Below are 23,805 nucleotides of genomic sequence, written 5' to 3'. Positions count from 1 at the left end.
AACACCCCCATCACGGCACGGAGCCAGACTTGTACTTCACCGATCGCGGCATCGAGGAGCTTCAGAAGCGGCGCGGCGAGGAGGAGGTCACCTTCGAGTGGCTCGCCGAGCAGCTGCGGACCTTCGTCGACCTGAACCCGGACTTCGAGGTCCCGGTGGAACGCCTGGCCACGTGGCTGGCCCGGCTGGACGACGACGAGGACGACCCCGACGAGTGAGCGGGCGCCGCGCGCGGGGGGATCCGTCCGCGCGGCACGAGAACGGCCCGGCTGCCTGGAGCAGTCGGGCCGTTCTCGTCGTCGCGGGCGGCCGGTGGGGCCGCGCGAGCAGGGGGACCGGGCGCCGGTCAGGCGGCCTTGGTCTCCCAGAAGATGCGGTCGATCTCGGCGATGAGGTCGAGCGCCTTCTGGCCGGTGGCCGGGTCGTTCGACGCCTTGGCGGCCGAGAGGGCCTTCAGGGTGTCGTTGACCAGGACGTGCAGCTGCGGGTACTTCTCGAAGTGCGGCGGCTTGAAGTAGTCGCTCCACAGCACCGAGACGTGGTGCTTCGCGAGCTCGGCGCGCTGCTCCTTGATGGTGATGGCGCGCGCGCGGAAGTCGGCGTCGTCGTTGGCCTGGTACTTCTCCTGCACGGCCTTGACGGACTCGGCCTCGATGCGGGCCTGGGCAGGGTCGTACACGCCGCACGGCAGGTCGCAGTGGGCGGAGGCCTTCGCCTTGGGGGCGAAGAGGCGGGAAAGCATGGGGTGTGTCCTCCTCGTGATCGTCTTCTCAAGGGGGAGGTTACTCGCTGGGGATCGGTATTTCGCGGCTGCCCCCATGGGCTTAGGACAAAAGTCCAGGGTCGCGGCCGGACCGGTGAGCGAATGTACGGGCCCGTACGGCAGCATGCGGAGGTGACGAGGAGGTCGCCCATGGTGGAGAGCCGGAGCCCGCTGAAGCGGTTCGGTCTGGTGGACGTGTCGGGGCCGTCGATGGCCCCCACCCTGGCCCACGGCGACCAGGTCGTGGTCCGGTACGGGGCGGCCGTCCGTCCGGGTGACGTGGTGGTGCTGCGCCACCCGTTCCAGCAGGACCTGCTCGTGATCAAGCGGGCGGTGGAGCGCCGGCCGGGCGGCTGCTGGTGGGTGCTCGGCGACAATCCGTTCAACGAGGCGCCCGGCGACAGCAGCGTCTTCGGCCCGGTCCCCGGCGACCTGGTGCTGGCGACGGCGCTGCTGCGCGTGCGGCCGCGCCGGGAGGATCAGTGCTCGCTGAGGGCGCGGCTGTCCTGGGCGCTGTCGGCGGTGCGGCCGCTGTGGGCGGACGCCTCGGCCTCCAGCCGCTTGCGGGCGCGGTAGGCGGCGACGTTGGCGCGGGTGGCGCACCGGTCGGAGCAGTAGCGCCGGGAGCGGTTGGTGGAGGTGTCGAGGTAGGCGTTGCGGCAGGGCGGCGCCTGGCACAGGCCGAGACGGTCGGGGCCGTGCTCGGTGAGGTGGAAGGCCAGGCCCATGGAGGCCATGGCGGCGTAGCCCGCGGACGCGTTCGAGGGGTGCTCGGCGAGGTGGATGTGCCAGTCGGGCCCTCCGTCGTCGCCGAGGGTCTCGTGGCCCGAGACCTGCGGGCTGACGGGGAACTCCATGAGCAGCGAGTTCAGCAGGTCGACGGCGAGCACGTGGTCGCCGCCGTCGGCGGCCTCGAAGACGGACCGCAGCCGGCCGCGGACGTTGCGGAAGCGGGTCACGTCGGTGTCGGTGACGCGGCGCGCCATCTGCACGCTGGGGCCGAACAGGGCGCGGACGGCGTCCACCGAGGTGAGGGCGTCCTTGTTGCGGGCCGGCTCCTCGGTGTTGACCAGGCGCACGGCGTAGTCCGAGTAATGGGCCAGTTCCACTTGTAGTCCTTACGGCTGCGGATTATTGTCTCGGTAACAGCTGAGACGGATACGAGGGTATTACGTACGGAGGGGTTCGTGATGGCTGGAACGACGAAGAGCGGCACCGACTGGCAGGCCTGGCAGGACAGCTGGGACCGGCAGCAGGAGTGGTACATGCCCGACCGCGAGGAGCGGTTCCGGGTGATGCTGGACATGGTCGAAGCGGTCGTGGGGCCGGCTCCCCGGGTGCTGGACCTCGCGTGCGGTACGGGAAGTATCACGGACCGGCTCCTCAAGCGGTTCCCGGAAGCCACCAGTACCGGTGTCGACCTGGATCCGGCGCTGCTGGCGATCGCCCGCGGCCACTTCGCGGGGGACGCGCGGGTCTCCTTCGTCACCGCCGACCTCAAGGACCCCGACTGGCGCGCGGCCCTGCCGCACGAGGCGTACGACGCGGTCCTGACGGCGACGGCCCTGCACTGGCTGCCGAGCCGGGACCTCACCGTCCTGTACGGGCAGCTGGCTCCCCTGGTCCGTCCGGGCGGGGTGTTCATGAACGCCGACCACATGCCCGACCCGGCCACCCCGGGCATCGACGCCGCCGAGCACGCCCACCGGCACGCCGGGATGGACCGGGTGCGGGCCGCGTCCGGGGTGCCCGACTGGCGCGAGTGGTGGGCCCTGGCGGCCGCCGACCCGGAGCTGGCCGGGCCGGTGAAGGAGCGGTTCGCCCTCTACGGGGAGCACGCCGACGGCGATACCCCGCCCGAGGCCTGGCACGTCCGCACCCTCCTCGACGCGGGCTTCGCCGAGGCCCGCGCGGTCTGGCGCTCCCCCTCGGACGCCCTGGTCCTGGCCCTGCGGTGACCCGTCCGGCCCGGACCTGAGGACCGGCCCCGGGCGCGCGCCCGCCGCGGCATGACCGAGGGGCGGTACGGGAAACCCGTACCGCCCCTCGCCCGCCCGCCGGTGCCGCCTACAGCACCTTGGACAGGAACGCCTTCGTGCGGTCGTGCTGGGGGTTGCCCAGCACCTCGCGCGGGTGGCCCGACTCGACGACCACGCCGCCGTCCATGAAGACGAGGTTGTCGCCGACCTCGCGGGCGAAGCCCATCTCGTGCGTGACCACGATCATGGTCATGCCGTCCTCGGCCAGACCGCGCATGACGTCGAGGACGTCACCCACCAGCTCCGGGTCGAGCGCCGACGTGGGCTCGTCGAAGAGCATCAGCTTCGGCTCCATGGCCAGCGCGCGGGCGATCGCCACGCGCTGCTGCTGGCCGCCGGAGAGCTGGGCGGGGTAGTTGCCGCCCTTGTCGCCGAGGCCCACCCGGTCGAGCAGCTTGACGGCGCGCGCCCGGGCGACGGCCTTGCTCTCGCGCTTGACCATGACGGGGGCTTCCATGACGTTCTCTATGGCCGTCATGTGCGGGAAGAGGTTGAAGCGCTGGAACACCATGCCGATGTCCTTGCGCTGCGCCGCGACCTCGCTGTCCTTCAGCTCGTACAGCTTGTCGCCCTTCTGGCGGTAGCCGACGAGCTGGCCGTCGACGGAGAGCCGTCCGGCGTTGATCTGCTCCAGGTGGTTGATGCACCGCAGGAAGGTGGACTTGCCGGAGCCGGACGGGCCGACCAGGCAGAACACCTCACGCGGCGCGACCTCCAGGTCGATGCCCTTGAGGATGTGCGCGGCACCGTAGGACTTGTGGACGCCCTCGGCCTTCACCATGGGGGTCGTCATCAGGCCACCGCCTTGCGGTTCGAGAAGCGGGAGAGATTCGCCTTGATCTTCTGCAGCGGGGTGGGCGGCAGGGATCGCAGCGAGCCGCGGGCGTAGCGGCGCTCCAGGTAGTACTGGCCGACGCTGAAGACGCTGGTCAGGGCCAGGTACCAGATCGACGCGACGATGAACATCTCCATCACCGCGAAGGAGGTGGCGGCGATGTCCTGCGCGGCGCGCAGCAGGTCGGCGTACTGGACCGCGACCACCAGCGACGACGTCTTGAGCATGTTGATGAACTCGTTGCCCGTCGGCGGGACGATCACGCGCATCGCCTGCGGGAGCACGACCCGGCGCATCGTCTTCGTCTGGGTCATGCCCAGCGCGTGGGACGCCTCGCTCTGGCCCTCGTCGACGGACTGGATGCCGGCGCGGACGATCTCCGCCATGTATGCGCCCTCGTTGAGGCCCAGACCCAGCAGCGCCGCCAGGAACGGCGTCATGACCTGGGTCATCTCGTCCTTGTAGAACCCGAGGTTCAGGATCGGGAAGATCAGGGCGAGGTTGAACCAGATGAGGAGCTGTACGTAGACCGGGGTCCCGCGGAAGAACCAGATGTAGAACCAGGCGATGGTGCTGGTCACCGGGTTCTTCGAGAGCCGCATCACGGCGAAGAGCACGCCGAGGACCAGGCCCAGGAGCATCGAGCAGACGCTGATCCAGACCGTGCTCAGCATGCCGCTGATGATGCTGCTGTCGAACAGCTTGTCCGGGATGGTCTGCCAGCGGACGTTGCCCTGCGAGAAGGCGAACGCGAGGGCCACGACCAGGCCGATGACGACGATCCCGCTGACCCAGCGGCCGTAGTGGCGGACCGGGATGGCGCGGATGGCCTCGGGGGGGAGGCCCCCGGCCGGCGGGGTTGCCGCCGGCCCGGGGACCTTGTCGAGCTTGTCAGTCACAGTGACTGCCCTTCAGAGTGCTGCGGTGTCGCGCGGGAATCACTGACCTGCGTTGGTCTTGGCCTCGGTCACGGCGCCGGAGCCCGCGTTCCACTTGTCCAGGGCGGCCTTGTACGTGCCGTCCTTGATGGTCGCGTCGAGCGCGGCCTTGAGCGCGTCGCGCAGCTCGGTGTTCTTCTTGTCGACGGCGATGCCGAAGAGGCCCGCGTCACCGGGGTTGGCGATGGCCTCGAAGTCGTTGCCGCCGCCCGCGGTCTGCGCGATGTACGCGGCGACCGGGGAGTCGTTCAGGTCGGCGACGGCGCCGCCGGCCTTCACGCGGGTCTGCGCCTCGGCGTCGGTCGGGAAGGACTCGATGGAGATCTCGCCCTTGCCGGCCGTCTTGCACTTCTCGGACTGGTCCTTGGCCGACTGCTCGTAGGTCGTGCCGCGCTGGACGGCGACCTTCTTGCCACAGAGGTCGTCGAGGGTCTTGATGCCGTCCGGGTTGCCCTTCTTGACCAGGATGCCGGTCGACGCGGAGAAGTAGTCGACGAAGTCGACACCGGTACCGGTCTTGGCGCCCTTGTCGTCGAGGCCCTCCTGGCGGGCCTTGGTGTCGGTCAGGGAGGACATGACCATGTCGCTGCGACCGGTGGGCAGGCCGCCGAGGAGGGTGTCGAAGGTGCCGGAGGTGAACTCGAACTTCACACCGAGCTGCTTGCCCAGGGCCGCGGCGATGTCGGGGTCGACACCGACGATCTTGCCGCCCTCGGTGAACTCCATCGGGGCGTAGGTGGCGTCCGTGCCGACCTTGATCACACCCGCGTCCTGGATCTTCTTCGGCAGCTTGGAGAACAGCGGAGCGCTGTTCGCCTCACCCGACGGGGTCGTGGTGGAGCCCTTGTCGGTCTGGTCACCGCAGCCGGTGAGGATCAGGGCGCCGGCAACCGCGATGGCGCCGACCGCCGCGATCCGGGACCGGGCGGCGGTCGTACGACGAGTGGTGCTAGCGGTCATGAGCTGGTTCCTCCGGCAGGTGGAAAAGCATCCGAAAACGGTCGAGCACGCACCATCGAGTGTCGCGACCTTGTGTGATTACGGCATCTTGCCATTCGGACTGGCGCATTCAGGCTGCCCATCAGGTCAAAATCGCATAACGGGCGACCCCCGACACCGAACAGGACTGCGGGCAGGGCCCCTCGGGGCCGCACGATGCGCCGCCGCATCCCCTGTTTGGCGGACTATTTGCGGTCCGTCTCACCTACCGGGCTCAGCCTTTTGGACTTTTCGCCAAAACTAGGACAAGAGGCTTATGGTCGAGCTGGAATCGACTCGTCTGGGCGAGTGTTCTTCCGGTAGAACAGATCCTTACACCCCTCATCCGGGGCTCAGGGCGCGCGTGCGGCGCGCCCGCGCGTACGAACCTCCCCTCCGCGGAGACGGGCCAACCGTCGATGCGGAGCACGGACGCGGTGCCCGCCCACCCCTTAACCAGGAGTGGCCACCCTCAACGATTCAAAGGACTTAAGGGGTCACACAAAGTGGCAGCGGAGATCGTCAACCCTCGCAGTGACAGTGCGACGGACAACAACCCCGATGCGGTGTTCGCACTGCACCGGGGCGGCAAGATGGCCATCGTGGCCACGGTGCCCGTCCACGACAAGGACGACCTGTCCCTCGCGTACACCCCCGGCGTGGCGAAGGTGTGCAGCGCCATCGCCGAGCAGCCGGAGCTGGTGAACGAGTACACCTGGAAGTCGAACGTGGTCGCCGTCGTCACCGACGGTACGGCCGTGCTCGGCCTCGGTGACATCGGCCCCGAGGCCTCCCTCCCCGTCATGGAGGGCAAGGCCATTCTCTTCAAGCAGTTCGGCGGCGTCGACGCGGTTCCGATCGCGCTCGCCACCAAGGACACGGACGAGATCATCGAGACGGTCATCCGTCTCGCCCCGTCCTTCGGCGGGGTGAACCTGGAGGACATCTCCGCCCCCCGCTGCTTCGAGATCGAGCGCAGGCTCCAGGAAGCCCTGGACATCCCGATCTTCCACGACGACCAGCACGGCACGGCCATCGTCTCGCTGGCCGCGCTGCGCAACGCCGCGAAGCTCACGGGTCGCACCCTCGGCGACCTGCGTGCGGTGATCTCGGGTGCGGGCGCGGCGGGCATCGCCATCGCCAAGATCCTCGTGGACGCGGGCATCGGCGACGTCTGCGTCACCGACCGCAAGGGCGTCGTGTCCGCGGACCGCTCCGACCTGACGGACGTCAAGGCGGAGATCGCGGGCCTGACCAACAAGACCGGGCAGACCGGGTCCCTGGAGAACGCCCTCGCGGGCGCGGACGTCTTCATCGGCGTCTCCGGCGGCACGGTTCCCGAGTCCGCGGTCGCGACGATGGCGAAGGACTGCTTCGTCTTCGCCATGGCCAACCCGAACCCGGAGGTGCACCCCGACGTCGCGCACAAGTACGCGGCCGTCGTGGCGACCGGGCGTTCGGACTTCCCGAACCAGATCAACAACGTGCTGGCGTTCCCGGGCATCTTCGCGGGCGCCCTCAAGGTCCGGGCCACCCGGATCACCGAGGGCATGAAGATCGCCGCCGCGGACGCCATCGCCGGCGTCGTGGGCGACGAGCTCGCCGCCGACTACGTGATCCCCTCGCCGTTCGACGAGCGCGTCGCCGAGGCCGTCTCGGCCGCGGTCGCCGCGGCGGCGAAGGCCGACGGCGTGGCCCGCCTGGCCTGACCGTCACACCGCAGTACGCGCAGAGGCCCGGCCGGAGCGATCCGGCCGGGCCTCTGCGCGTCCGGGCGCCGTGGCCGCGGTCCCGGGGCGCGACGGCCGCGATCGGGGCGGCGGTGCGGCGCCGCGGCCGCGGTCGGGCGGCTGCGGGCCGGCGGTGCGGCGAAGACCTCACTTCCGGAGGGCCGGAGGGGCTGGAACCCGTACCTACCGAGCGGTAGCGTCGCGGCATGTTCGCTGCCTACGCCGCCAGAATCGACCGAGACCAGCCGCTGAACGGCCTCGTGCTGGGCGACCGCCCGGCCCCCGTGGCCCGCCCCGGCTGGGTGACCGTCAACGTCCGGGCCGCCTCCCTCAACCACCACGACCTGTGGTCGCTGCGCGGGGTCGGACTCGGCGAGGACAAACTGCCGATGATCCTCGGCTGCGACGCCGCCGGGACCGACGAGGACGGCAACGAGGTCGTCCTGCACTCCGTGATCGGCCAGAGCGGCCACGGGGTCGGCCCCGACGAGCCCCGCTCCATCCTGACCGAGCGCTACCAGGGCACCTTCGCGGAGCAGGTGACCGTCCCCGCCTGGAACGTCCTGCGCAAGCCCGCCGGGCTGTCCTTCGAGGAGGCCGCCTGTCTGCCGACCGCCTGGCTGACGGCGTACCGGATGCTGTTCACCAACGCCGGGGTCCGGCCCGGCGACTCCGTCCTGGTGCAGGGCGCCGGCGGCGGGGTCGCGACCGCCGCGATCGCCCTCGGCAAGGCCGCCGGTCTGCGCGTCTTCGCCACCAGCCGGGACGAGGCCAAGCGGGAGCGGGCCGTGGAGCTGGGCGCCCTGGAGGCGTACGAGCCGGGCGCGCGGCTGCCGCAGCGGGTCGACGCGGTGATCGAGACGGTGGGCGCGGCCACCTGGTCCCACTCGGTGAAGTCCCTGCGCCCGGGTGGCACGCTGGTCATCTCCGGCGCCACGAGCGGCGACCGTCCCGCGCACGCCGAGCTGACCCGGATCTTCTTCCTGGAGCTGAAGGTGGTCGGCTCGACCATGGGCACCAAGGACGAGCTGGAGGACCTGCTGGCGTTCTGCGCCACGACGGGCCTGCGGCCGGTCATCGACGAGGTCCTGCCGCTGGACCGGGCGCGGGAGGGCTTCGAGAAGCTCCAGTCGGGCGACCTCTTCGGGAAGGTCGTCCTCACCCCCTGAGCTCCCCGAGACTCCCTGCCCCCCGAGGCCCTGCCACCGGACCGAGCGGCACCGTCGTCAATCAAGGTTGACAACCCTCCTCGCGTCAACCTAAATTGACACACATGACGGAAGCTACCGATCTCGCCGAACGGGCCGGTGACCGCGACCCCCGCGTGGGCCTGCGCGCCGTGGCCGCCCTCCGCAGGCTGCTGGAGCAGCTGGAGGCCGTACAGGTGCGCAGTGCCCGCGCGCAGGGCTGGTCCTGGCAGGAGATCGCGGCCGAGCTCGGCGTCAGCCGGCAGGCCGTGCACAAGAAACACGGGAGGGTCTGATGTTCGAACGCTTCACCCGGGACGCCCGCTCCGCCGTGACGGGGGCGATGGACGAGGCCCGGCGGGCCGGGGCCGCCACCATGACCGAGGAGCACCTGCTCCTCGCGCTGCTGGCCCTCGGCGCCCTGGACCCGCTGGGCGTGGACCGCGCCTCCGTGGCGGCCGACCTCGCGGCGGCCCGCCGCCGGGGCGGCATGTCGCGGGCCGACGAGGAGGCCCTCGCCGGAATCGGCATCGACGTCACCGAGATCGTCGCCCGCGTCGAGGAGGCGCACGGGGAGGGCGCCCTGGCCGCCCCGGCACCGCGCCGGCGCGTCCTGGGCGGCTCCGCCCGCCTCACCGAAGGGGCGAAGAAGGTGCTGGAGCAGTCCCTGCGCATCGCCGTGGGCCGCCGCGACCGGCAGATCGGCACCCTGCACCTGCTGCTGGCCCTGCTCTCCCGCCCGGGCACGGTCTCCGAGGTCCTCGCGGACCACGGAGTCTCGTACGGCACGGCCGAATCGGGCCTCGCGGCCTGAGCCCGCGGCCCCGCACCCGGCCACCCCTCCGGGCGGCCGGGCAGCCGACCCCTCCGGGCGGCCGGGCAGCCGGCACTCGGGCACCCGGGCAGCCGATGCCTACGGCGTGCCCAGTGCCCCGGTGAGGCGGGAGGCCGCCGCCGCCAGGTGGGCGCGGGCCTCGGCCAGCCGGGCCGGGGTCACGCCGTGGTCGCGGGCCGCGTCCCGCACCTCGTCGCGGAACCGGTCCAGCAGCCGGTCCAGATCGCGCGCCGGGTCGGCGGTCGGCTCCAGGTCCCCGGCCCAGTCGGTGCCGTCGGCCGGGGCCGCGGAGCCCGCCGCGGGCCCGGAGGACCGCTCGGACCCGGCCGGCGGGCCGGACGGGCCGCCCGGTCCGGCGGCGGAGCCGCCGCTGCCGCCGAGCCAGGCTCCGGCCAGGCTCCCCAGCACCCCGCCCGACTTGGCGAGCTGGTCCTGCAGCTGGCCGGCGATCCGCTGGACCTCCTCGCGGGCCCGGTCCTGGGCCTCCTTCGCCTGGCGGCGGGCCTGCTGGGCCTCCTCGCGGGCCCGGCGGCTCTCGTCCTTCGCCCGGCGGGCCTGCTCCTTCCAGTCCTGCCGCGCCTTGCGCAGCTCCTCCTTGGCCGCCTGCCAGGACTCGTCCTGGACCTGCGTCGCCGACGCGGAGGCCGCGGCCCGCATCTCGCGCCGCAGGTCGCCGGCGGCTCCCCGGACGTCGTCGCGGATCTCGGCGGCCAGCTCGGTGACCGAGTCCCGGATCTCCAGCTCCAGGTCGGCCAGCTCGCCGCTGCGGTCGGCCAGTTCGGCGCGGCCCGCCTCGGTGATGGAGTACACCTTGCGCCCGCCCTCGGTGGCGTGCGTGACCAGCCCCTCGGTCTCCAGCTTCGCCAGCCGCGGGTACACGGTGCCCGCGGAGGGCGCGTACAGGCCCTCGAAGCGCTCCTCCAGCAGCCGGATCACCTCGTAGCCGTGGCGCGGGGCCTCGTCCAGCAGCTTGAGCAGGTAGAGGCGGAGGCGGCCGTGGGCGAAGACGGGCGGCATGTCAGAGCACCTTCTTGTCGAGCGTGAGGGGGGCGTCGGCGAGGGGGGCGTCGGCGTCGGCCTGCGGGCGGCGGAGCAGCGCGATCCCGCCCGAGACCGTGGTGGCCCGCAGGGTGCCGGTGCCGGAGCCGAGGGTGCCGGTGATCCGCTTGGCGCCCATCTGGCCGGAGACCCGCAGGTCCTCGAAGGCGTTGGACACGCCGCCGGTGGCGGTGTTGGCCTCGACGCGGGCGTCGGCGGGGTGCGGCAGGCGGATGGCGACCTGGCCGGATACGGAGTTCAGGGCGATGTCCACCGGACGGGCGGCGGCCGGGTCGAGGTCCAGGTCGATGAGCATGTCCCCGCTGACCGAGTCGGCCCGCACGGAGCCGCCCGCGCCGTCGACGACCGTCAGGCCGCCGGACACCGAGTGGAAGCCGAGGTCGCCCGTGACGGACTGGGCCTCGACGCTGCCGGAGACCGTGTGCGTCTTGACCCGGCCGGAGAGCCCGACGAGGGTGGCGTCGCCGGAGACCCCGTTCACGTCGGTGCCGCCGGAGATGCCGGAGACGAAGGTGGTGGCGCCGACCGCGCCGACGTGGACGCGCGTCGCGGCGGGGACGGTGAGGGTGACGGAGGCGCTGCGCTCCCAGGCCTTGCGGCCCGCGGAGGAGGAGCCGGACCACGCCTTCCACGGCTTGGCCTCGAACCACGCCTTGAATCCCTGGGAACCGTTCCAGGGCAGGTCCTCGTAGGAGACGGTGAGGACGCCGCCCTCCTGGACCACGTACAGCGGGGGCCCGTCGATCGCGGACGCCTCCAGGCGGGCCGGGCCCTCCTCGGCGGCGACGACGTTGACCGTGCCGCCCACGAGGCGGACGCGGAGCTCGGTGACCGGCTCCTCGAAGGTGAGCTTCTGCGGTTCGGCGATGTGCCACGTCGACGGTGACGCCTGCTCTGCCATGGTGCTGATCCTCCTCGTGCGTTCACGGACACGGGTCTCGACGCACGCAACATATCGCGTCTTCTCCAGAACACGATATATCGCGGTCGGGGGAAGTCAAGCGCGTGGTCCGAATCATCGGTATGGGGTGGTTTGCCTTAGCGTGTGGGCATGCCGATCCCCCAGAGCACCGCCGGCGGCCTCCTGCTCTGCCGCGCCGAACCCCTCGCCGCCCGCCCCGCGGCGCACCTGCTGCGCGTACGCCTGCTGCTGGCCCCGGCGGGCGGGTGGAGCGTCCTCGTCCCCGAGGGCAAGCCGTGGCTGGACGGCGAGGAGGACGTGGCGGAGGTGCTCGCCGGCTGGGGCGCGGCGGTTGCGGTCGGCGTCGGCTGGCCCGTGCTGAGCCTGTGGTGGGAGGACGGCCGGACCGGATTCTCCCTGGCGAGCGGGTTCCGCCGGCCGGTGGTCCACGCGTGGGACGCCGACGGCGGCCCGGTCGGCGAGCCCGACGCGATGCGGACCCTGGCGGCCCGGCTGGGTCTGGACCCCGTACTCGACCTGGAGGAGCTGGAGCGCCTGACCCGCCCCGACGCCGCGGCCGACGGGAACTCCCGGCTGCTCGGGCTGATCGCCCTGCTGTCCCGCGCCGGACTGACCCTGCCCCCGGGGCTCTCCCCGGGCGAACCGGCCGACCGGCTCCGCGAGGCCGCCCGGTACGCGCCGGGCGCCGGGACGGTGGAGTGGTCCGGCTGGCGCGACGCGGTGCGGGCGGAGCTCGACGTGGTGGAGGAGGGGCCGCTGGGGCCCTGGGTCCTCGGCCCGAAGGCCCGCCTGCTGGGCACGGCCCAACTCGCGGCGGGCGCCCCGCTGCTGCTCTGGGGCGCCCGGCACCGCAGCCCGGGCTGGCTGACGGCCGGCGCCGTCCTGGCGGCGCACGGGGCGCTGGCCCTGGCGTACGACCGCGCCCGGGCCCGCCGCGGCTGAGACCCGCAGGCCGTTCCGGGGGCGCGGCCCCCGGACCCCCGCGGGCCGCGTCAGGCCGCCTGGGACTCCCCCGGCGCCCCGCGCGCCCCGCGGTGAATCGTTACGCCACCTCCAGCAGCGGGCTCGCGTGGTGCCGCAGCCACGCCCGGTACGGCGGCGTGCTCATGGCCGCCTCGCGGTAGGCGGCCCGGAGGTCCGCGTAGACCTCGGCGTGCGCCCCCGGCCGGGTGGCCAGTAACAGCCGTACGGCGAGGGGGTCTCCGCACAGCGGGCGGATCGCCATGTCGTCGCGCTGACCGGAGGTCGGCTGGCAGGGGGCCACCGCCTCGCCGGACACGATCAGCGAGGTGGCCGTGTGGTAATCGGCGTGCAGCACCGGCGGATCGAGCCCCGCCCCGGCGAAGACGCGGCGCAGGCCGTCCCACTCGCCGTCGACCGACGGATCGACCGTCCAGCGGTCGGCGGCCAGGTCCCGTAAGGACACCACCGACTGACCCGCGGCCGGATGGTCCCGCGACATCGACACGAACTGCGGCTCCCGCTCCATCAGCACGTGCACCTCCAGCCCGGGCGGCACCCGCAGCGGGCTGCCCTCGACCTCGTGCACGAACGCCACGTCGAGCTGCCCCGAACCCGCCATCCGCAGCAGGGCGTTCGCCGAGACGTCCACCACCAGCGAGGTCTCCGTGTCCGGGAGCCTGCGGTGCAGCCGCCGCAGCCATCCCGGCAGCGCCCGGCTGGCCGTGGAGCCGATCCGCAGCCTCGGCCCGTGGGCCAGCGCGTGCGCCTCCGCCACCAGGGCGGCCATCTCGGCCAGCAGCGGCCGCGCCCGGCCCAGGACGGTGCGCCCGAACGGCGTGGGCCGGCACCCGGTCCGCTCGCGCAGGAACAGCTCGCCGTCCAGGGCCCGTTCGATCCGGCGCAGCTGGGTCGTCAGGGAGGGCTGGCTCACGCCGAGCTGCCGGGCGGCCTTGTGCAGGCTTCCGGCGTCGGCGATGGCACACAGCGCGCGCAGGTGCCTGACCTCAAGCTCCATGCCCCGAGAGTAGGCCGGGCCGGGTCGCCCGCACCAGCCGCCGATAGCCCCCCGAATCCCGCCATTCTCACTCCTGTTGGGCAACCGAAAACTTCCCGATAGGGCCGGGCTATCGGGGAGTGACATCATCCCCCGGCCCCGTCCGCTCCCCCAGACTCCGGTACCGAACGACCCACCCCCCACCGCATTACCGGACGAGTAGGAGCTCCCCCACATGCGCCACTCCCGTAAGGCCATGCTGTCCGCCGGCATCGGTCTCGGCCTCGCCGTCGCCCTCGGCGGCGTCGTCCCCGCGGCCGCCGCACCCTCCCCCGTCGGCAGTTCCGCCACCTTCGCCGCGTACGAGCGTTCCCAGGAGAACCAGGCCGCCACCAAGGCGTTCTTCGAGGCCGTGCAGCGCTCGGTCACCGAACAGCGCGCCGCGAACCCGGGCGCCCTCGCCGTGACCGTCACGTACAACACCCGCAGCGCGCCGAGCTTCCGCACCCAGATAGCCAGCTCCACCCGGATCTGGAACAGCTCGGTGACGAACGTGAAGCTCCAGGAGGTGTCCTCGGGCGGGAACTTCTCCTACCGCGAGGGCAACGACTCCCGCGGCTCGTACGCGAGCACGGACGGCCACGGCCGCGGCTACATCTTCCTGGACTACCGGCAGAACCAGCAGTACAACTCCACCCGCGTGACGTCCCACGAGACCGGCCACGTGCTGGGCCTGCCCGACCGCTACTCGGGCCCGTGCAGCGAGCTGATGTCGGGCGGCGGCCCGGGCACGTCGTGTCAGAACGCCACCCCGAACGCCACCGAGCGCGCGCGGGTGAACCAGCTGTGGGCGAACGGCCTGGTCGCCTCGGGTCTGGACGCGAAGGGCTAGTCCCACCGGCCCGGCCGGCCGGTCCGCCGGCCGCCGGGCCGCTCCTCGGCCTCCCCGTACGCCGGGCACGTCTGCTGCTCGTGCCCGGCCTGCGGGGCGCCCGTGCGTCCGGCGGGGGTCAGCGCCTGACGTCGTACGAGGTGACGACCTGCCCGCCGCCCAGGACGGTGCAGCCGGTCAGCTCCAGCGGGCGCACGCCGAAGCCCGCGCGGGACATCGGCATGCCGGTCCCCGCGACGACCGGGTAGGTCTTCACGACGTACTCGTCGATCTCGTCGGCCAGCTGCCCCGCGAGGTCGGCGCCGCCGCACAGCCAGATGCCGAGCCCGTCCCGCGCCTTGAGTCCGCGGACCGCGGCGGCCACGTCCCCGCCGATCAGCCGGACCGCCGGGTCGGGCGGGACGGTCAGGGAGCGCGAGACGACGTACTGCTCGCGCAGGTGGCCGTAGGGACTGGCCATGCCCGCCTTCAGGCCCGGCTCGTAGGTGTTGCGGCCCATGAGGACCGTGTCGAAGCGCCGGGGGGCGAGGTCCTCGATGCCGAGCTGCGCCCGGCCCTGGGAGGAGATCGTCTCCGGGTACTCGGCCACCAGGTGGCCGATGAACTCCGGGTCCAGGAAGGCGTAGAGGAAATCACCGTCGCCGTCGGGGGCGCCGATGAAGCCGTCGACCGTCGTGGCGATGAAGTACGTGAGCTTGCGCAAGCGGGTCTCTTCCGTCGGACAGTGCCACCGCACCGGGGCACGCCAGGCAAACTACTTCACTTGCAGTGGTTCGCCAAGCCCTTTACCGCCGCGCCCCGTTCGCGCCCCCGCGGACCGCCGGGGCTCGCTCCCGCACCCCCGTCCCGCACCTCACCCCCGCGCCTCACCCCCGCGGCTTGCGCCACATCGGCCACATCAGGGGCCCGTCGGGCAGTCGCACCGGCTCACCCGTCAGCTCCCAGCCCAGGCGCTCGTACAGCCGCATGCTGCGCTCGCTGCTCGCCTCCAGGTACGCCGGGACGCCCTCGCGGTCGCAGCGCTCCAGCACCGGCCGGATCAGCTCGCCGCCCAGCCCCTCGCCCTGGCGGTCCGGGGCGACGGCGATCATCAGCAGGTACTCGTGCTCCTCGGACGTCGGGTGCACCGCGCCCGTGAGTCGGCCCACCAGCTCGCAGCGCTCGTTGTCGGGGTCGGCCACCGCCCGCATCTTCGCCGGCACGTCGTCCTCGGCCCCCTCCTCCGGCTCGCCCGCCGGGATCCGCAGCCAGAGCGCGGCGGCGGAACCGTCCGCCGCGCAGTCGATCCGCCCCTCGGACAGCGCCACGTCGACGAAGACGCCCAGGAACTTCGCGTGCACCGCGGCCCGGTGCTCCGGGTCGGGGAAGACCCAGCTGCTCACCGGGTCGGTACGGAAGGCCTCGTCGAGGAGGCGCGCCACGGCGTCCCGGTCCGACTGCTCCGCTTGACGTATCTCCAGAACCACTGGTCACACCCTTCGCCCGAGCATCAACAACCTTGGGCGATCCTAGAGTTGGCCCCCACATGCGGAAAGGCCTGTTCCGGCACCATCCGGTGCCGGAACAGGCCTCCCCCCGAAGCCGCTCCCTACGGGGTCACCGCGTACGGCGCGTGACGAACTCCGCCAGCGCCAGCAGCCCGTCGGCCGCCCCCAGGTCCGGAACGGCCCGGGACAGCTGCTGCACCGCCCGGCCCATCCGGTCGGCGGCGTGGGCCTGCGCCCAGTCGCGGCCGCCCGCCCGGTCGACCGCGGCGGCCGCCTTGTGCACGTCGTCCCCGGTCATGGGACCCGCGTACAGGGCGGCCAGCTCCTCCCCCGCCGTGGTGCCCGAGGTCAGGGCGGCCACGACCGGGAGGGACTTCTTGCGGGCGATCAGGTCGGCCCCGGCGGGCTTGCCGGTGTGACCCGGATCCCCCCAGATGCCGATCAGGTCGTCGATCAGCTGGAAGGCCAGCCCGGCCTCCCGGCCGAAGGCGTCCATCGCGTCGACCTCGTCCGGCCCGGCCCCCGCGTACAGCGCGCCCAGCGCGCACGCGCAGCCCAGCAGGGCGCCGGTCTTGGCCGTGGCCATGGTCAGGCACTCGTCGAGCGAGACGTCCGGCCGCTGCTCGAACGCGCAGTCCGCCTGCTGGCCCGCGCACAGCTCGATGACGCAGGCCGCGAGCCGGGCCGAGGCCGCCGCCGAGGCCGGGTGCGGGTCCTCGGCGAGCAGCCGCAGCGCGAGCGCCATCATGGCGTCGCCGGTGATGATCGCGTCCGGTGTCCCGAAGACGGTCCAGGCGGTGGCCCGGCCGCGGCGCCGGGCGTCCTTGTCGATGACGTCGTCGTGCAGCAGCGTGAAGTTGTGCGCCAGCTCCACGGCGACCGCCGCCCGTACGGCGTCGTCCGCCCGCCCGCCCGGACCCTGCAGGGCCTGGGCGGAGGCCAGCACCAGCGCGGGCCGGATGGCCTTTCCGGCGTTGCCCGCGGCCGGCGTGCCGTCCGCGTGCTCCCAGCCGAAGTGGTACATCGCCACGCGCCGCATCGAACCGGGCAGGCTCTCGACCGTCCGGCGCAGTTCCGGGTTGACCGTTTCCCTCGTCCGTTCCAGGAGGACCGCGGCCTCCTGGCCCTCGCCGGTCGCGACGGTGCTCACCGCGCTCAGCGCCAGCGGCCGATCTCGACGTTCTCCAGCACGCCGAGCGCGTCCGGCACGAGCACCGCGGCGGAGAAGTACGCGGTGACCAGGTACGAGATGATCGCCTGCTCGCTGATCCCCATGAAGCGGACCGACGTGCTCGGCTCGATCTCGTCCGGGATGCCCGGCTGGTGCAGGCCGATCACGCCCTGCTCGTCCTCGCCCGTGCGCATGCAGAGGATGGAGGTGGTGCGGGCGTCGCTGATCGGGATCTTGTTGCTCGGGAAGATCGGCACCCCGCGCCAGGACGGGACCCGGCTGCCGCCGATGTCCACCGACTCCGGGTACAGGCCGCGCCGGTTGCACTCGCGGCCGAAGGCGGCGATGGCCTTGGGGTGCGCGAGGAAGAACTTGGAGCCGCGCCGCATGCTGAGCAGCTGGTCCATGTCGTCGGGGCTCGGGGCGCCGTCGTGCGGCTGGATGCGCTGGTCGTAGTCGGCGTTGTGCAGCAGGCCGAAGTCGCGGTTGTTGAGCATCTCGTGCTCCTGGCGCTCGCGCAGCGCCTCGACCGTGAGCCGCAACTGCTGCTCGGTCTGGTTCATCGGCTGGTTGTACAGGTCGGCGACCCGCGTGTGGACCCGCAGAACCGTTTGGGCGATGGAGAGTTCGTACTCGCGCGGGTGGGCGTCGTAGTCCACGAACGTGCCGGGGAGGACGGCCTCGCCCTGGTGGCCGGCCGAGAGGTCGATGGCGGCCTCGCCGTACTTGTTGGTCCGCTGCTCGGGCTGGGTCCGTACGTCGTCGACGTGCGCGCGCAGCGAGTCGACCCGGTCGGCGAGCAGCTGGAAGTCCTGCCGGGACAGGACGAGCGCGGTGCCGGAGGTGGCGGCGCGGGCGGTGTACTCCCAGATGGCCTCCTCGTCGACGAGGGCGTCCTCGCCGAAGTAGGCGCCGTCGGCGACGGTTCGCAGGACGGCGTCCTCGCCGTAGGGGCCCGGGCCGACCTGGTCGATGCGGCCGTGGGCGAGCAGGAACACCCGGTCGGAGGTGTTGCCGAAGGAGGTCAGCTCCTGGCCGGCCTCGAAGTCGATCTGCTGGCAGCGCTGGGCCAGCTCGCCCAGCACGTCGAGGTCCTCGTAGTCGCGCAGGAGCGGGAGCTCGCCGAGCTCGGCCGGAATGACCTGGACCTGGGTCCCCGTCTTGATGAACTCGATGCGTCCGTCACCGACCGAGTAGCTCAGGCGGCGGTTGACGCGGTACGTGCCGCCCTGCACCGACACCCACGGCAGCATCTTCAGGAGCCACCGCGAGGTGATCTCCTGCATCTGCGGCGCGGACTTGGTCGTGGTTGCCAAGTTCCGCGCGGCCGATGTCCCCAGACTGCGCTGCGGTGCCTGGGTCTCGGATTCGGAACCTGCCTGGACCGACATGTATTTCCCTTTCGATCACTCCATGGATCTGCGGGATGCAGCCTTCCAGTACGGAACGTGGTGGGACCATTACACAAAAGGGTGGGACTACTCCGTACGAGTGTGGGGAACCCTCTGAGGTTCAACTCCTTCACCACCCGCCTCCCCCACCCCGCCGGTTTCGGCCATCACCGCCTCCGACGCGCTTTTAATTTGCACATAAGATGCAACTTACCTACGGTGATCCCATGAGGCTGACCCGGTTCACCGATCTGGCACTGCGCGTCCTGATGCGCCTCGCCGTCGAGGAGACGGACCTCCCGACGACCCGGGACGTGGCGGCGACCATGGAGGTCCCGTACACCCACACCGCCAAGGTGGTGGCCCGGCTGCAGCACCTCGGCCTGGTCGAGGCGCGGCGCGGCCGCGGCGGCGGGCTCGCGCTGACCGCCGCCGGCCGCTCGGCGTCGGTGGGCGGGCTGGTGCGCGAGCTGGAGGGCGCCGGCGACGTCGTGGAGTGCGAGGGGAGCACCCCGTGTCCGCTGCGGGGGGCCTGCATCCTCCGCGGCGCGCTGCGCCGGGCCCAGGAGGCGTTCTTCGCCTCGCTGGACCCCCTGACGGTGAACGACCTGGTGGCGGCCCCGACCGGCCCCGTCCTGCTGGGGATCTCGGGAGGTTCCGGCACCCGGCCGGGCGGGCCCTGACCCCCGGGGGCCGGTGGCCGGTTCCCGCCGGGGACAGATCACCCCGTACCGCCCCGGCCCGCTTGACCGAACCTATGTACGAATAATTCCAGGGCCTCGCGCCCCTTGCGTTCCCCCGCACCCAAAAATACGCATCTCACATACCAATTAACCGACCGAGGAGTCCCGCCCATGCTGTCCGAGAAGTCGACCGCGACCGTACGCGCCACCCTGCCCGCCGTCGGGGCGGCGATCGGCGACATCACGGAGCTCTTCTACGCGAAGCTCTTCGCGGCCCACCCGGAACTCCTGCGCGACCTCTTCAACCGCGGCAACCAGGCCGCCGGCATCCAGAAGCAGGCCCTCGCGGGCTCGATCGCCGCCTTCGCGACGCACCTCGTGGACCGGCCGGACCAGCGACCGGACGTGATGCTGCACCGCATCGCCCACAAGCACGCCTCCCTGGGCGTGACCCGCGCGCAGTACCCGGTCGTCCACGAGCACCTCTTCGCGGCGATCGCCGAGGTCCTCGGGGACGCCGTCACCCCCGAGGTCGCCGCGGCCTGGGACGAGGTCTACTGGCTGATGGCGAACGCCCTCGCCGCCATCGAGGAGCGGCTCTACGCCGGCCGGCAGGTGGCCGCCGGCGACGTCTGGCGGGAGTGGACCGTGACCGGCCGGACCGAGGAGACCGCCGACTGCGCCACCTTCCGCATCGCCCCCGCGGACGGCTCCCCGCCGCCCGCGCACCTGCCCGGCCAGTACGTCTCCGTACAGGTCGAACTCCCGGACGGCGCCCGCCAGATCCGCCAGTACAGCCTGACCACCGCACCCGGCGCCCCGACCCGCGCGATCACCGTCAAGCGGGTCCACGGCCCGGCCGCCGGCGGTCCCGACGGCGAGGTCTCCCACCACCTGCACGCCCGCGTCCGCGCCGGCGACTCCCTGCGCGTGTCGGTCCCGTACGGCGACCTGGTCCTCCACGACGCGGCCGCCCCGGTCCTGCTCGCCTCCGCCGGCATCGGCTGCACCCCGATGCTCTCGATGCTGGAGCACCTCGTCGACACCGGGCACGCCGCCCCCGTCACCGTCCTGCACGCCGACCGCAGCCCGGCCGACCACCCGCTGCGCGACGACCACCGGACCCTGACCCGCAAGCTCGCCGACGCCACGGCCCGCTTCTGGTACGAGGAGTCGGCCGGGCCGGGCGACGGCGAGGGCCGCCTGGACCTCGGCGGCGTCCCGGTCGCGCCCGGCACCCGGGCCTACCTCTGCGGCCCGCTGCCCTTCATGCGGTCGGTGCGCGAGCAGCTGATCGCCAAGGGCGTCGCGGCCGCGGACATCCACTACGAGGTCTTCGGCCCCGACCTGTGGCTCGCCTCCGCGTGACGCGTGGTGCGCCTGATCCGATCCGGACGTGTCCGGATCGGATCGCACACCGTACGAACGCACTAGCCGCGGAAGGCCCGCCTCCACTAAACCGGAGCGTAACGAGTCGGACACACAGGGTGCCCGGCCGTGCACCGCAACGAAGGAGGCGGCCATGGCCGCACCCATGTCCGCGGACCGATTCCTCACCTCCCTGCGCGCCGAGGGCCTGACCGTCGTCGAGGTCGGCGCCTGGCGCACCCACAACCGCAACCACAAGGGCCCCTGGGGCCCGGTGCACGGCGTGATGATCCACCACACCGTCACCCGCGGCACCGCGTCCACCGTCCGGCTCTGCCGCGACGGCCGCTCCGACCTCCCCGGCCCGCTCTGCCACGGCGTCATCGCCAAGGACGGCCGGGTCCACCTGGTCGGCTACGGCCGCGCCAACCACGCGGGATCCGGCGACTCCGACGTCCTGGCGGCGGTGATCGCGGAGAAGCGGCTCCCCCCGGACCACGAGGCGAACACCGACGGCAACCGGCACTTCTACGGCTTCGAGTGCGAGAACCTCGGCGACGGCGAGGACCCGTGGCCGCCGGCCCAGCTCGACGCGATCGCCCGCACCGCGGCGGCCATCTGCCGCTTCCACGGCTGGACGGCCCGCTCGGTCATCGGCCACCTCGAATGGCAACCGGGCAAGGTCGACCCCAGAGGCTTCACGATGTCCGCACTTCGCACCCGCGTGACGGAGCGCCTGAAGTAACCCGGAGCCGGCCACCCCCCTCACCCGAGGTACGGCACGGGACGGCACTCCAGGAAGTGGCGGAGACGCAGGCGCTGCGTGTGGTGCAGGGGCAGCGCGTCGAGATCGGCCGGCGCCACGAACCGCAGTTCCGTGCTCTCGTCGGACAATGACAGCTCACCGCCCGTGATCCGGGCGGTGAAGCAGACGTTGAACTGTCGCCTGACCTCGCCGTCGCTGTACTCGATGATGTGCCGGGGGTCCGTGTACGTGCCGACCAGTCCCGTGATCTCCACGTCGAGCCCGGTCTCCTCCTTGACCTCGCGGACAGCCGTGCCGGGCAGCGAGTCGCCCAGGTCCATCCCTCCGCCGGGCAGCGCCCACAGGCCGTTGTCCCGTCGCCGTTGCAGCAGGATGCGGCCCTCGGCGTCGGTGACCACCGCCGATGCCGCCACGACCATGCTGTTCGGCTCGGGCGCATGGGGATCGTCGTAGTACTCGGTCCGGGCCATCCGGTCATGCCTCCACGGGGAGCGCTGTCTCCCACACGGCATCGAAGCTGTCCGCGTAGGTGTCGAACATGCCGCCGGAGCCGTGGCGGCGAAGGTGCCACACGGGCGCACCGTACGCGTTCACACCCCAGACGTGGGCATTGACCAACACCTGATCATCGGCCCGGTACGAGCTGTTGTAGAGCGTCGTGCCATGTGTCCGAAGCTCGATGCCCGGCACGCTCGCCAACGGCCGATAGTGCAGGAGAGCGAGGCGACAGCGGGATTCGATGCCGTGCCCGAACTTCTCTTCCTGTCCTCGCTGCCGGACGTTCTCGCTGTCCGCGTCGCCGACTGCGATGCGTACCGCGCACCCGTCGGCAGCACGCTCCCGCAGGAGATCGTTCAGCCGGGGATACGCCTCGTGCAGGAACACCGCCGCGTAGACCAGGACGTCGATGCGCTCGCGCGCCGCCGAGAGGAGATCCGCGAACACGGATACGGGAAGGTCTGCCCGCTGGTCGTACAGACCGACCAGTTCCGGACTGACGGCCCGCGCTGCCCGTGCTTGCCGGAGCGCCGGCCACAGGGCGTGGATGTCCTCGCCCAACGTCTCCGCCGCCTTGAGTGCGGTTGCCCGCCTTGGGGTGCGCCCGAGGTTGACCCAGCGTTCCACGCTCTTCGGGTCCACGCCGGTCACGCTGGCCAATGAGGCATGAGTCCAGCCGCCGGATGCCATGACAGCCCTTAACCGCTCGTTCTGCATGGGGACGTTCTACAGGCTGTGGGACGTCCCGAAGTGCCGAACGTACGAGGTTCCCCCGTCCTGATCATCGGCGGGACGATCGCGGCACCAGCGGACGGTGAAGGGGAATCGGAATGGTGCGGGGACTGTGGCAGCAGGTCGAACAGCGTGATCCGTTCCCGGTGCCCGACCCCGATCCTGCGGACCCCGACTGCGACGTGTGCGGGGCGCTGGTCACTCAGCGCACTGAGTGCCACCGGCGCCGGGACCTCTCGGGGGTCGTGGACTGCAACGTGGAGATTCGCCAGCACCCGCACACGGAGGTGAGTCGATGACCCGCGCCGTGATCCGCTACGTCCCCCACACGATCCGGCACGCCCCCGAAGGCGGGGTGACGTACGAGGCGTTCTGCGTCGCCCAGGGCTGTGGAGCCGAGTCCGGCGCTCACGACGAACAGGCGGACGCGCAGGACTGGGCGCTCCGGCACGCCGGGCGGACCGGGCACGAATTGTTCAGGCGGGTGTTCACGGATCACGCGCGGGTCACCCGCGAGGCATAGGCCCCGGCCCGCTGGGCGACGGCGTGCAAGACGGGCCAGCGCGCCGGCTCCGGCCCCGCTCACACCACCCGAATGGCGTGAGCGGGCCTCTGACGTGCGACGGCACGGGCAGGAGCGCCCCACAATGGACGGGTGAATCGCCCCGCGAACGTTGACGTGCTCTTGGAGCCGCGCCCGCCGTCCCCCTTGCAGGAGATCCGCGACGACAGGTTCGAGCGGCACGGCGTACGGCTGCTGCTGAAGCGGGACGACCTCGTGCACCCCGAGCTTCCCGGCAACAAGTGGCGCAAGCTCGCGCCCAATCTGCGGGCGGCGCTGGCGGCCGGGTGCGGGGTCCTGGTGACCTTCGGCGGCGCGTACTCCAACCACCTGCGCGCCACCGCGGCCGCCGGGCGGCTGCTCGGGCTGGAGACCGTCGGCATCGTCCGCGGCGACGAACTCGCCGCCCGGCCGCTGAACGACTCCCTCGCCCGCTGCGCGGCGGACGGCATGCGGCTGCACTTCGTCTCCCGCGCCGACTACCGGCGCAAGTCCGAACCCCAGGCGCAGGCCCGGCTGCTGGAGGCGGCCGGCGCCACCGGCGCGTACGTGATCCCCGAGGGCGGCAGCAACGCCCTCGCCCTCCTGGGCTGCGCCGAGCTCGGCCGCGAGCTCCGCGGCGGGGCGGACGTGGCCGCGGTGGCCTGCGGTACCGGCGGCACGCTCGCGGGCCTGGCCGCCGGGCTGGCGCCCGGGCAGCGGGCCCTGGGCGTTCCGGTGCTGGCGGGCGGCTTCCTGGAGGCGGAGATACGTTCCCTCCAGGAGTGCGCCTTCGGCGCCCCGGCCGGCGACTGGGCCCTGGCCGAGGGCTTCCACCACGGCGGCTACGCCCGCGTACCGGCCGCCCTGGAGGCCTTCGCCGCCGACTTCGGGACCCGTCACGGGCTCCCCGTCGAACGGGTCTACGTGGCCAAGCTCCTCTGGGCCCTGACGGAACTCACCGCCGCCGGCACCTTCGCCCACGGCACCACCCTGGCCGCGGTGGTCACCGGCCGACCCTGAGCCGCCCGCC

The 23,805-nt window shown here is 72.3% G+C and carries 28 protein-coding genes; 14 read left to right on the top strand and 14 right to left on the bottom strand.

The annotated features are described in order from the left end of the window. The first annotated feature begins 29 nt into the window (after positions 1–29). Positions 30–218, top strand: coding sequence for a DUF6104 family protein (locus ACZ6S8_RS01065; RefSeq protein WP_267717887.1), 189 nt, complete (start codon positions 30–32; stop codon positions 216–218). A 128-nt stretch (positions 219–346) separates the two neighbouring features. On the opposite strand, the gene sodN is transcribed toward ACZ6S8_RS01065, so the two are convergent. After that, positions 347–742: a superoxide dismutase, Ni gene (sodN, locus tag ACZ6S8_RS01060; protein ID WP_351271465.1), complete on the bottom strand. Its 396-nt coding sequence runs from the start codon at positions 740–742 to the stop codon at positions 347–349. Positions 743–913: 171 nt separating this feature from the next. Here sodN and sodX point away from each other — a divergent pair, with 171 nt between their 5' ends. Next, the gene (gene sodX, locus ACZ6S8_RS01055; RefSeq protein ID WP_469451288.1) at positions 914–1,339 is read left to right on the top strand and encodes a nickel-type superoxide dismutase maturation protease; all 426 of its coding nucleotides are present in this window, start codon (positions 914–916) and stop codon (positions 1,337–1,339) included. Here sodX and ACZ6S8_RS01050 read toward each other — a convergent pair. Further along, positions 1,243–1,872: a CGNR zinc finger domain-containing protein gene (locus ACZ6S8_RS01050; RefSeq protein ID WP_469451287.1), complete on the bottom strand. Its 630-nt coding sequence runs from the start codon at positions 1,870–1,872 to the stop codon at positions 1,243–1,245. The genes sodX and ACZ6S8_RS01050 overlap by 97 nt on opposite strands. A gap of 81 nt (positions 1,873–1,953) precedes the next feature. Here ACZ6S8_RS01050 and ACZ6S8_RS01045 point away from each other — a divergent pair, with 81 nt between their 5' ends. Continuing rightward, a complete protein-coding gene (locus tag ACZ6S8_RS01045; RefSeq protein WP_469451285.1) occupies positions 1,954–2,721 on the top strand; it encodes a methyltransferase domain-containing protein in 768 nt (255 codons plus the stop codon). A 109-nt stretch (positions 2,722–2,830) separates the two neighbouring features. Here the strand turns inward: ACZ6S8_RS01045 and ACZ6S8_RS01040 are convergent, their stop codons facing one another. Genes ACZ6S8_RS01040 through ACZ6S8_RS01030 form a run of 3 tightly spaced genes read right to left on the bottom strand, consistent with a single transcriptional unit; the run spans position 2,831 to position 5,535 of the window. Next, entirely contained in the window at positions 2,831–3,595 is a 765-nt protein-coding gene (locus tag ACZ6S8_RS01040) for an amino acid ABC transporter ATP-binding protein (protein WP_469451283.1), read from the bottom strand. Further along, the gene (locus ACZ6S8_RS01035) at positions 3,595–4,536 is read right to left on the bottom strand and encodes an amino acid ABC transporter permease (RefSeq protein WP_469451281.1); all 942 of its coding nucleotides are present in this window, start codon (positions 4,534–4,536) and stop codon (positions 3,595–3,597) included. The genes ACZ6S8_RS01040 and ACZ6S8_RS01035 overlap by 1 nt, the downstream gene beginning before the upstream one ends. A 39-nt stretch (positions 4,537–4,575) precedes the next feature. Continuing rightward, a complete protein-coding gene (locus ACZ6S8_RS01030; protein ID WP_469451280.1) occupies positions 4,576–5,535 on the bottom strand; it encodes an ABC transporter substrate-binding protein in 960 nt (319 codons plus the stop codon). A 524-nt stretch (positions 5,536–6,059) separates the two neighbouring features. Here ACZ6S8_RS01030 and ACZ6S8_RS01025 point away from each other — a divergent pair. The 4 genes from ACZ6S8_RS01025 (at position 6,060) to ACZ6S8_RS01010 (ending at position 9,284) form a co-directional block, all read left to right on the top strand. Beyond that, a complete protein-coding gene (locus tag ACZ6S8_RS01025) occupies positions 6,060–7,262 on the top strand; it encodes an NAD(P)-dependent malic enzyme (protein WP_469451279.1) in 1,203 nt (400 codons plus the stop codon). Between the two features lie 227 nt (positions 7,263–7,489). Beyond that, positions 7,490–8,452 carry a zinc-binding dehydrogenase gene (locus ACZ6S8_RS01020; protein ID WP_469451277.1) on the top strand — a complete coding sequence of 321 codons (963 nt, stop codon included), beginning with the start codon at positions 7,490–7,492 and terminating at the stop codon, positions 8,450–8,452. Positions 8,453–8,556: 104 nt separating this feature from the next. Next, on the top strand, positions 8,557–8,766 hold the full coding sequence (locus ACZ6S8_RS01015; RefSeq protein ID WP_008741547.1) for a helix-turn-helix domain-containing protein: 210 nt from the start codon (positions 8,557–8,559) through the stop codon (positions 8,764–8,766). After that, the gene (locus tag ACZ6S8_RS01010) at positions 8,766–9,284 is read left to right on the top strand and encodes a Clp protease N-terminal domain-containing protein (RefSeq protein ID WP_469451274.1); all 519 of its coding nucleotides are present in this window, start codon (positions 8,766–8,768) and stop codon (positions 9,282–9,284) included. Before ACZ6S8_RS01015 ends, ACZ6S8_RS01010 begins: the two co-directional genes overlap by 1 nt. 99 nt (positions 9,285–9,383) lie before the next feature. Here the strand turns inward: ACZ6S8_RS01010 and ACZ6S8_RS01005 are convergent, their stop codons facing one another. Both ACZ6S8_RS01005 and ACZ6S8_RS01000 read right to left on the bottom strand, forming a co-directional pair. Then, the gene (locus ACZ6S8_RS01005) at positions 9,384–10,322 is read right to left on the bottom strand and encodes a PadR family transcriptional regulator (RefSeq protein ID WP_469451272.1); all 939 of its coding nucleotides are present in this window, start codon (positions 10,320–10,322) and stop codon (positions 9,384–9,386) included. Between the two features lies 1 nt (position 10,323). Beyond that, on the bottom strand, positions 10,324–11,265 hold the full coding sequence (locus tag ACZ6S8_RS01000; protein WP_469451270.1) for a DUF4097 family beta strand repeat-containing protein: 942 nt from the start codon (positions 11,263–11,265) through the stop codon (positions 10,324–10,326). A gap of 150 nt (positions 11,266–11,415) precedes the next feature. Here ACZ6S8_RS01000 and ACZ6S8_RS00995 point away from each other — a divergent pair, with 150 nt between their 5' ends. Further along, positions 11,416–12,228 (top strand): hypothetical protein, encoded by an 813-nt coding sequence (locus tag ACZ6S8_RS00995; protein WP_469451268.1) that lies wholly within the window; start codon positions 11,416–11,418, stop codon positions 12,226–12,228. A 100-nt stretch (positions 12,229–12,328) separates the two neighbouring features. On the opposite strand, the gene ACZ6S8_RS00990 is transcribed toward ACZ6S8_RS00995, so the two are convergent. Then, complete coding sequence (locus ACZ6S8_RS00990) at positions 12,329–13,264, bottom strand: LysR family transcriptional regulator (RefSeq protein WP_469451266.1); 936 nt, start codon at positions 13,262–13,264, stop codon at positions 12,329–12,331. A gap of 214 nt (positions 13,265–13,478) precedes the next feature. Here ACZ6S8_RS00990 and snpA point away from each other — a divergent pair, with 214 nt between their 5' ends. Next, positions 13,479–14,135 (top strand): snapalysin, encoded by a 657-nt coding sequence (gene snpA / locus ACZ6S8_RS00985; protein ID WP_469451264.1) that lies wholly within the window; start codon positions 13,479–13,481, stop codon positions 14,133–14,135. A 118-nt stretch (positions 14,136–14,253) separates the two neighbouring features. On the opposite strand, the gene ACZ6S8_RS00980 is transcribed toward snpA, so the two are convergent. The 4 genes from ACZ6S8_RS00980 to ACZ6S8_RS00965 form a co-directional block, all read right to left on the bottom strand. Beyond that, entirely contained in the window at positions 14,254–14,838 is a 585-nt protein-coding gene (locus ACZ6S8_RS00980) for a dihydrofolate reductase family protein (RefSeq protein ID WP_469451262.1), read from the bottom strand. A gap of 163 nt (positions 14,839–15,001) precedes the next feature. Beyond that, the gene (locus ACZ6S8_RS00975) at positions 15,002–15,601 is read right to left on the bottom strand and encodes a GNAT family N-acetyltransferase (RefSeq protein WP_469451260.1); all 600 of its coding nucleotides are present in this window, start codon (positions 15,599–15,601) and stop codon (positions 15,002–15,004) included. A gap of 130 nt (positions 15,602–15,731) precedes the next feature. Continuing rightward, positions 15,732–16,787 (bottom strand): family 2 encapsulin nanocompartment cargo protein polyprenyl transferase, encoded by a 1,056-nt coding sequence (locus ACZ6S8_RS00970; protein ID WP_469451868.1) that lies wholly within the window; start codon positions 16,785–16,787, stop codon positions 15,732–15,734. Then, the gene (locus ACZ6S8_RS00965) at positions 16,778–18,184 is read right to left on the bottom strand and encodes a family 2B encapsulin nanocompartment shell protein (RefSeq protein WP_469451258.1); all 1,407 of its coding nucleotides are present in this window, start codon (positions 18,182–18,184) and stop codon (positions 16,778–16,780) included. Before ACZ6S8_RS00965 ends, ACZ6S8_RS00970 begins: the two co-directional genes overlap by 10 nt. 227 nt (positions 18,185–18,411) lie before the next feature. Here ACZ6S8_RS00965 and ACZ6S8_RS00960 point away from each other — a divergent pair, with 227 nt between their 5' ends. The 3 genes from ACZ6S8_RS00960 to ACZ6S8_RS00950 all read left to right on the top strand — a co-directional run bounded on the left by ACZ6S8_RS00960 (position 18,412) and on the right by ACZ6S8_RS00950 (position 20,980). Continuing rightward, positions 18,412–18,867, top strand: a complete 456-nt coding sequence (locus tag ACZ6S8_RS00960; protein WP_469451257.1) for an RrF2 family transcriptional regulator — start codon at positions 18,412–18,414, stop codon at positions 18,865–18,867. Positions 18,868–19,038: 171 nt separating this feature from the next. Then, on the top strand, positions 19,039–20,235 hold the full coding sequence (locus ACZ6S8_RS00955) for a globin domain-containing protein (RefSeq protein WP_469451255.1): 1,197 nt from the start codon (positions 19,039–19,041) through the stop codon (positions 20,233–20,235). A 154-nt stretch (positions 20,236–20,389) separates the two neighbouring features. Continuing rightward, entirely contained in the window at positions 20,390–20,980 is a 591-nt protein-coding gene (locus ACZ6S8_RS00950; protein WP_469451252.1) for an N-acetylmuramoyl-L-alanine amidase, read from the top strand. Positions 20,981–21,000: 20 nt separating this feature from the next. Here ACZ6S8_RS00950 and ACZ6S8_RS00945 read toward each other — a convergent pair whose 3' ends face one another. Both ACZ6S8_RS00945 and ACZ6S8_RS00940 read right to left on the bottom strand, forming a co-directional pair. After that, positions 21,001–21,471 (bottom strand): NUDIX domain-containing protein, encoded by a 471-nt coding sequence (locus ACZ6S8_RS00945; protein ID WP_469451251.1) that lies wholly within the window; start codon positions 21,469–21,471, stop codon positions 21,001–21,003. 4 nt (positions 21,472–21,475) lie between these two features. Further along, positions 21,476–22,216, bottom strand: a complete 741-nt coding sequence (locus tag ACZ6S8_RS00940) for an XRE family transcriptional regulator (protein ID WP_469451250.1) — start codon at positions 22,214–22,216, stop codon at positions 21,476–21,478. Between the two features lie 310 nt (positions 22,217–22,526). Here ACZ6S8_RS00940 and ACZ6S8_RS00935 point away from each other — a divergent pair, with 310 nt between their 5' ends. After that, positions 22,527–22,754 carry a DUF7848 domain-containing protein gene (locus ACZ6S8_RS00935; protein ID WP_469451248.1) on the top strand — a complete coding sequence of 76 codons (228 nt, stop codon included), beginning with the start codon at positions 22,527–22,529 and terminating at the stop codon, positions 22,752–22,754. Positions 22,755–22,886: 132 nt separating this feature from the next. Further along, positions 22,887–23,795 (top strand): 1-aminocyclopropane-1-carboxylate deaminase/D-cysteine desulfhydrase, encoded by a 909-nt coding sequence (locus ACZ6S8_RS00930; protein WP_469451246.1) that lies wholly within the window; start codon positions 22,887–22,889, stop codon positions 23,793–23,795. Positions 23,796–23,805: the final 10 nt, after the last annotated feature.

This window comes from Streptomyces sp. NPDC048461, assembly GCF_055587105.1.
This window is presented reverse-complemented; position numbering and strand designations above follow the sequence as displayed.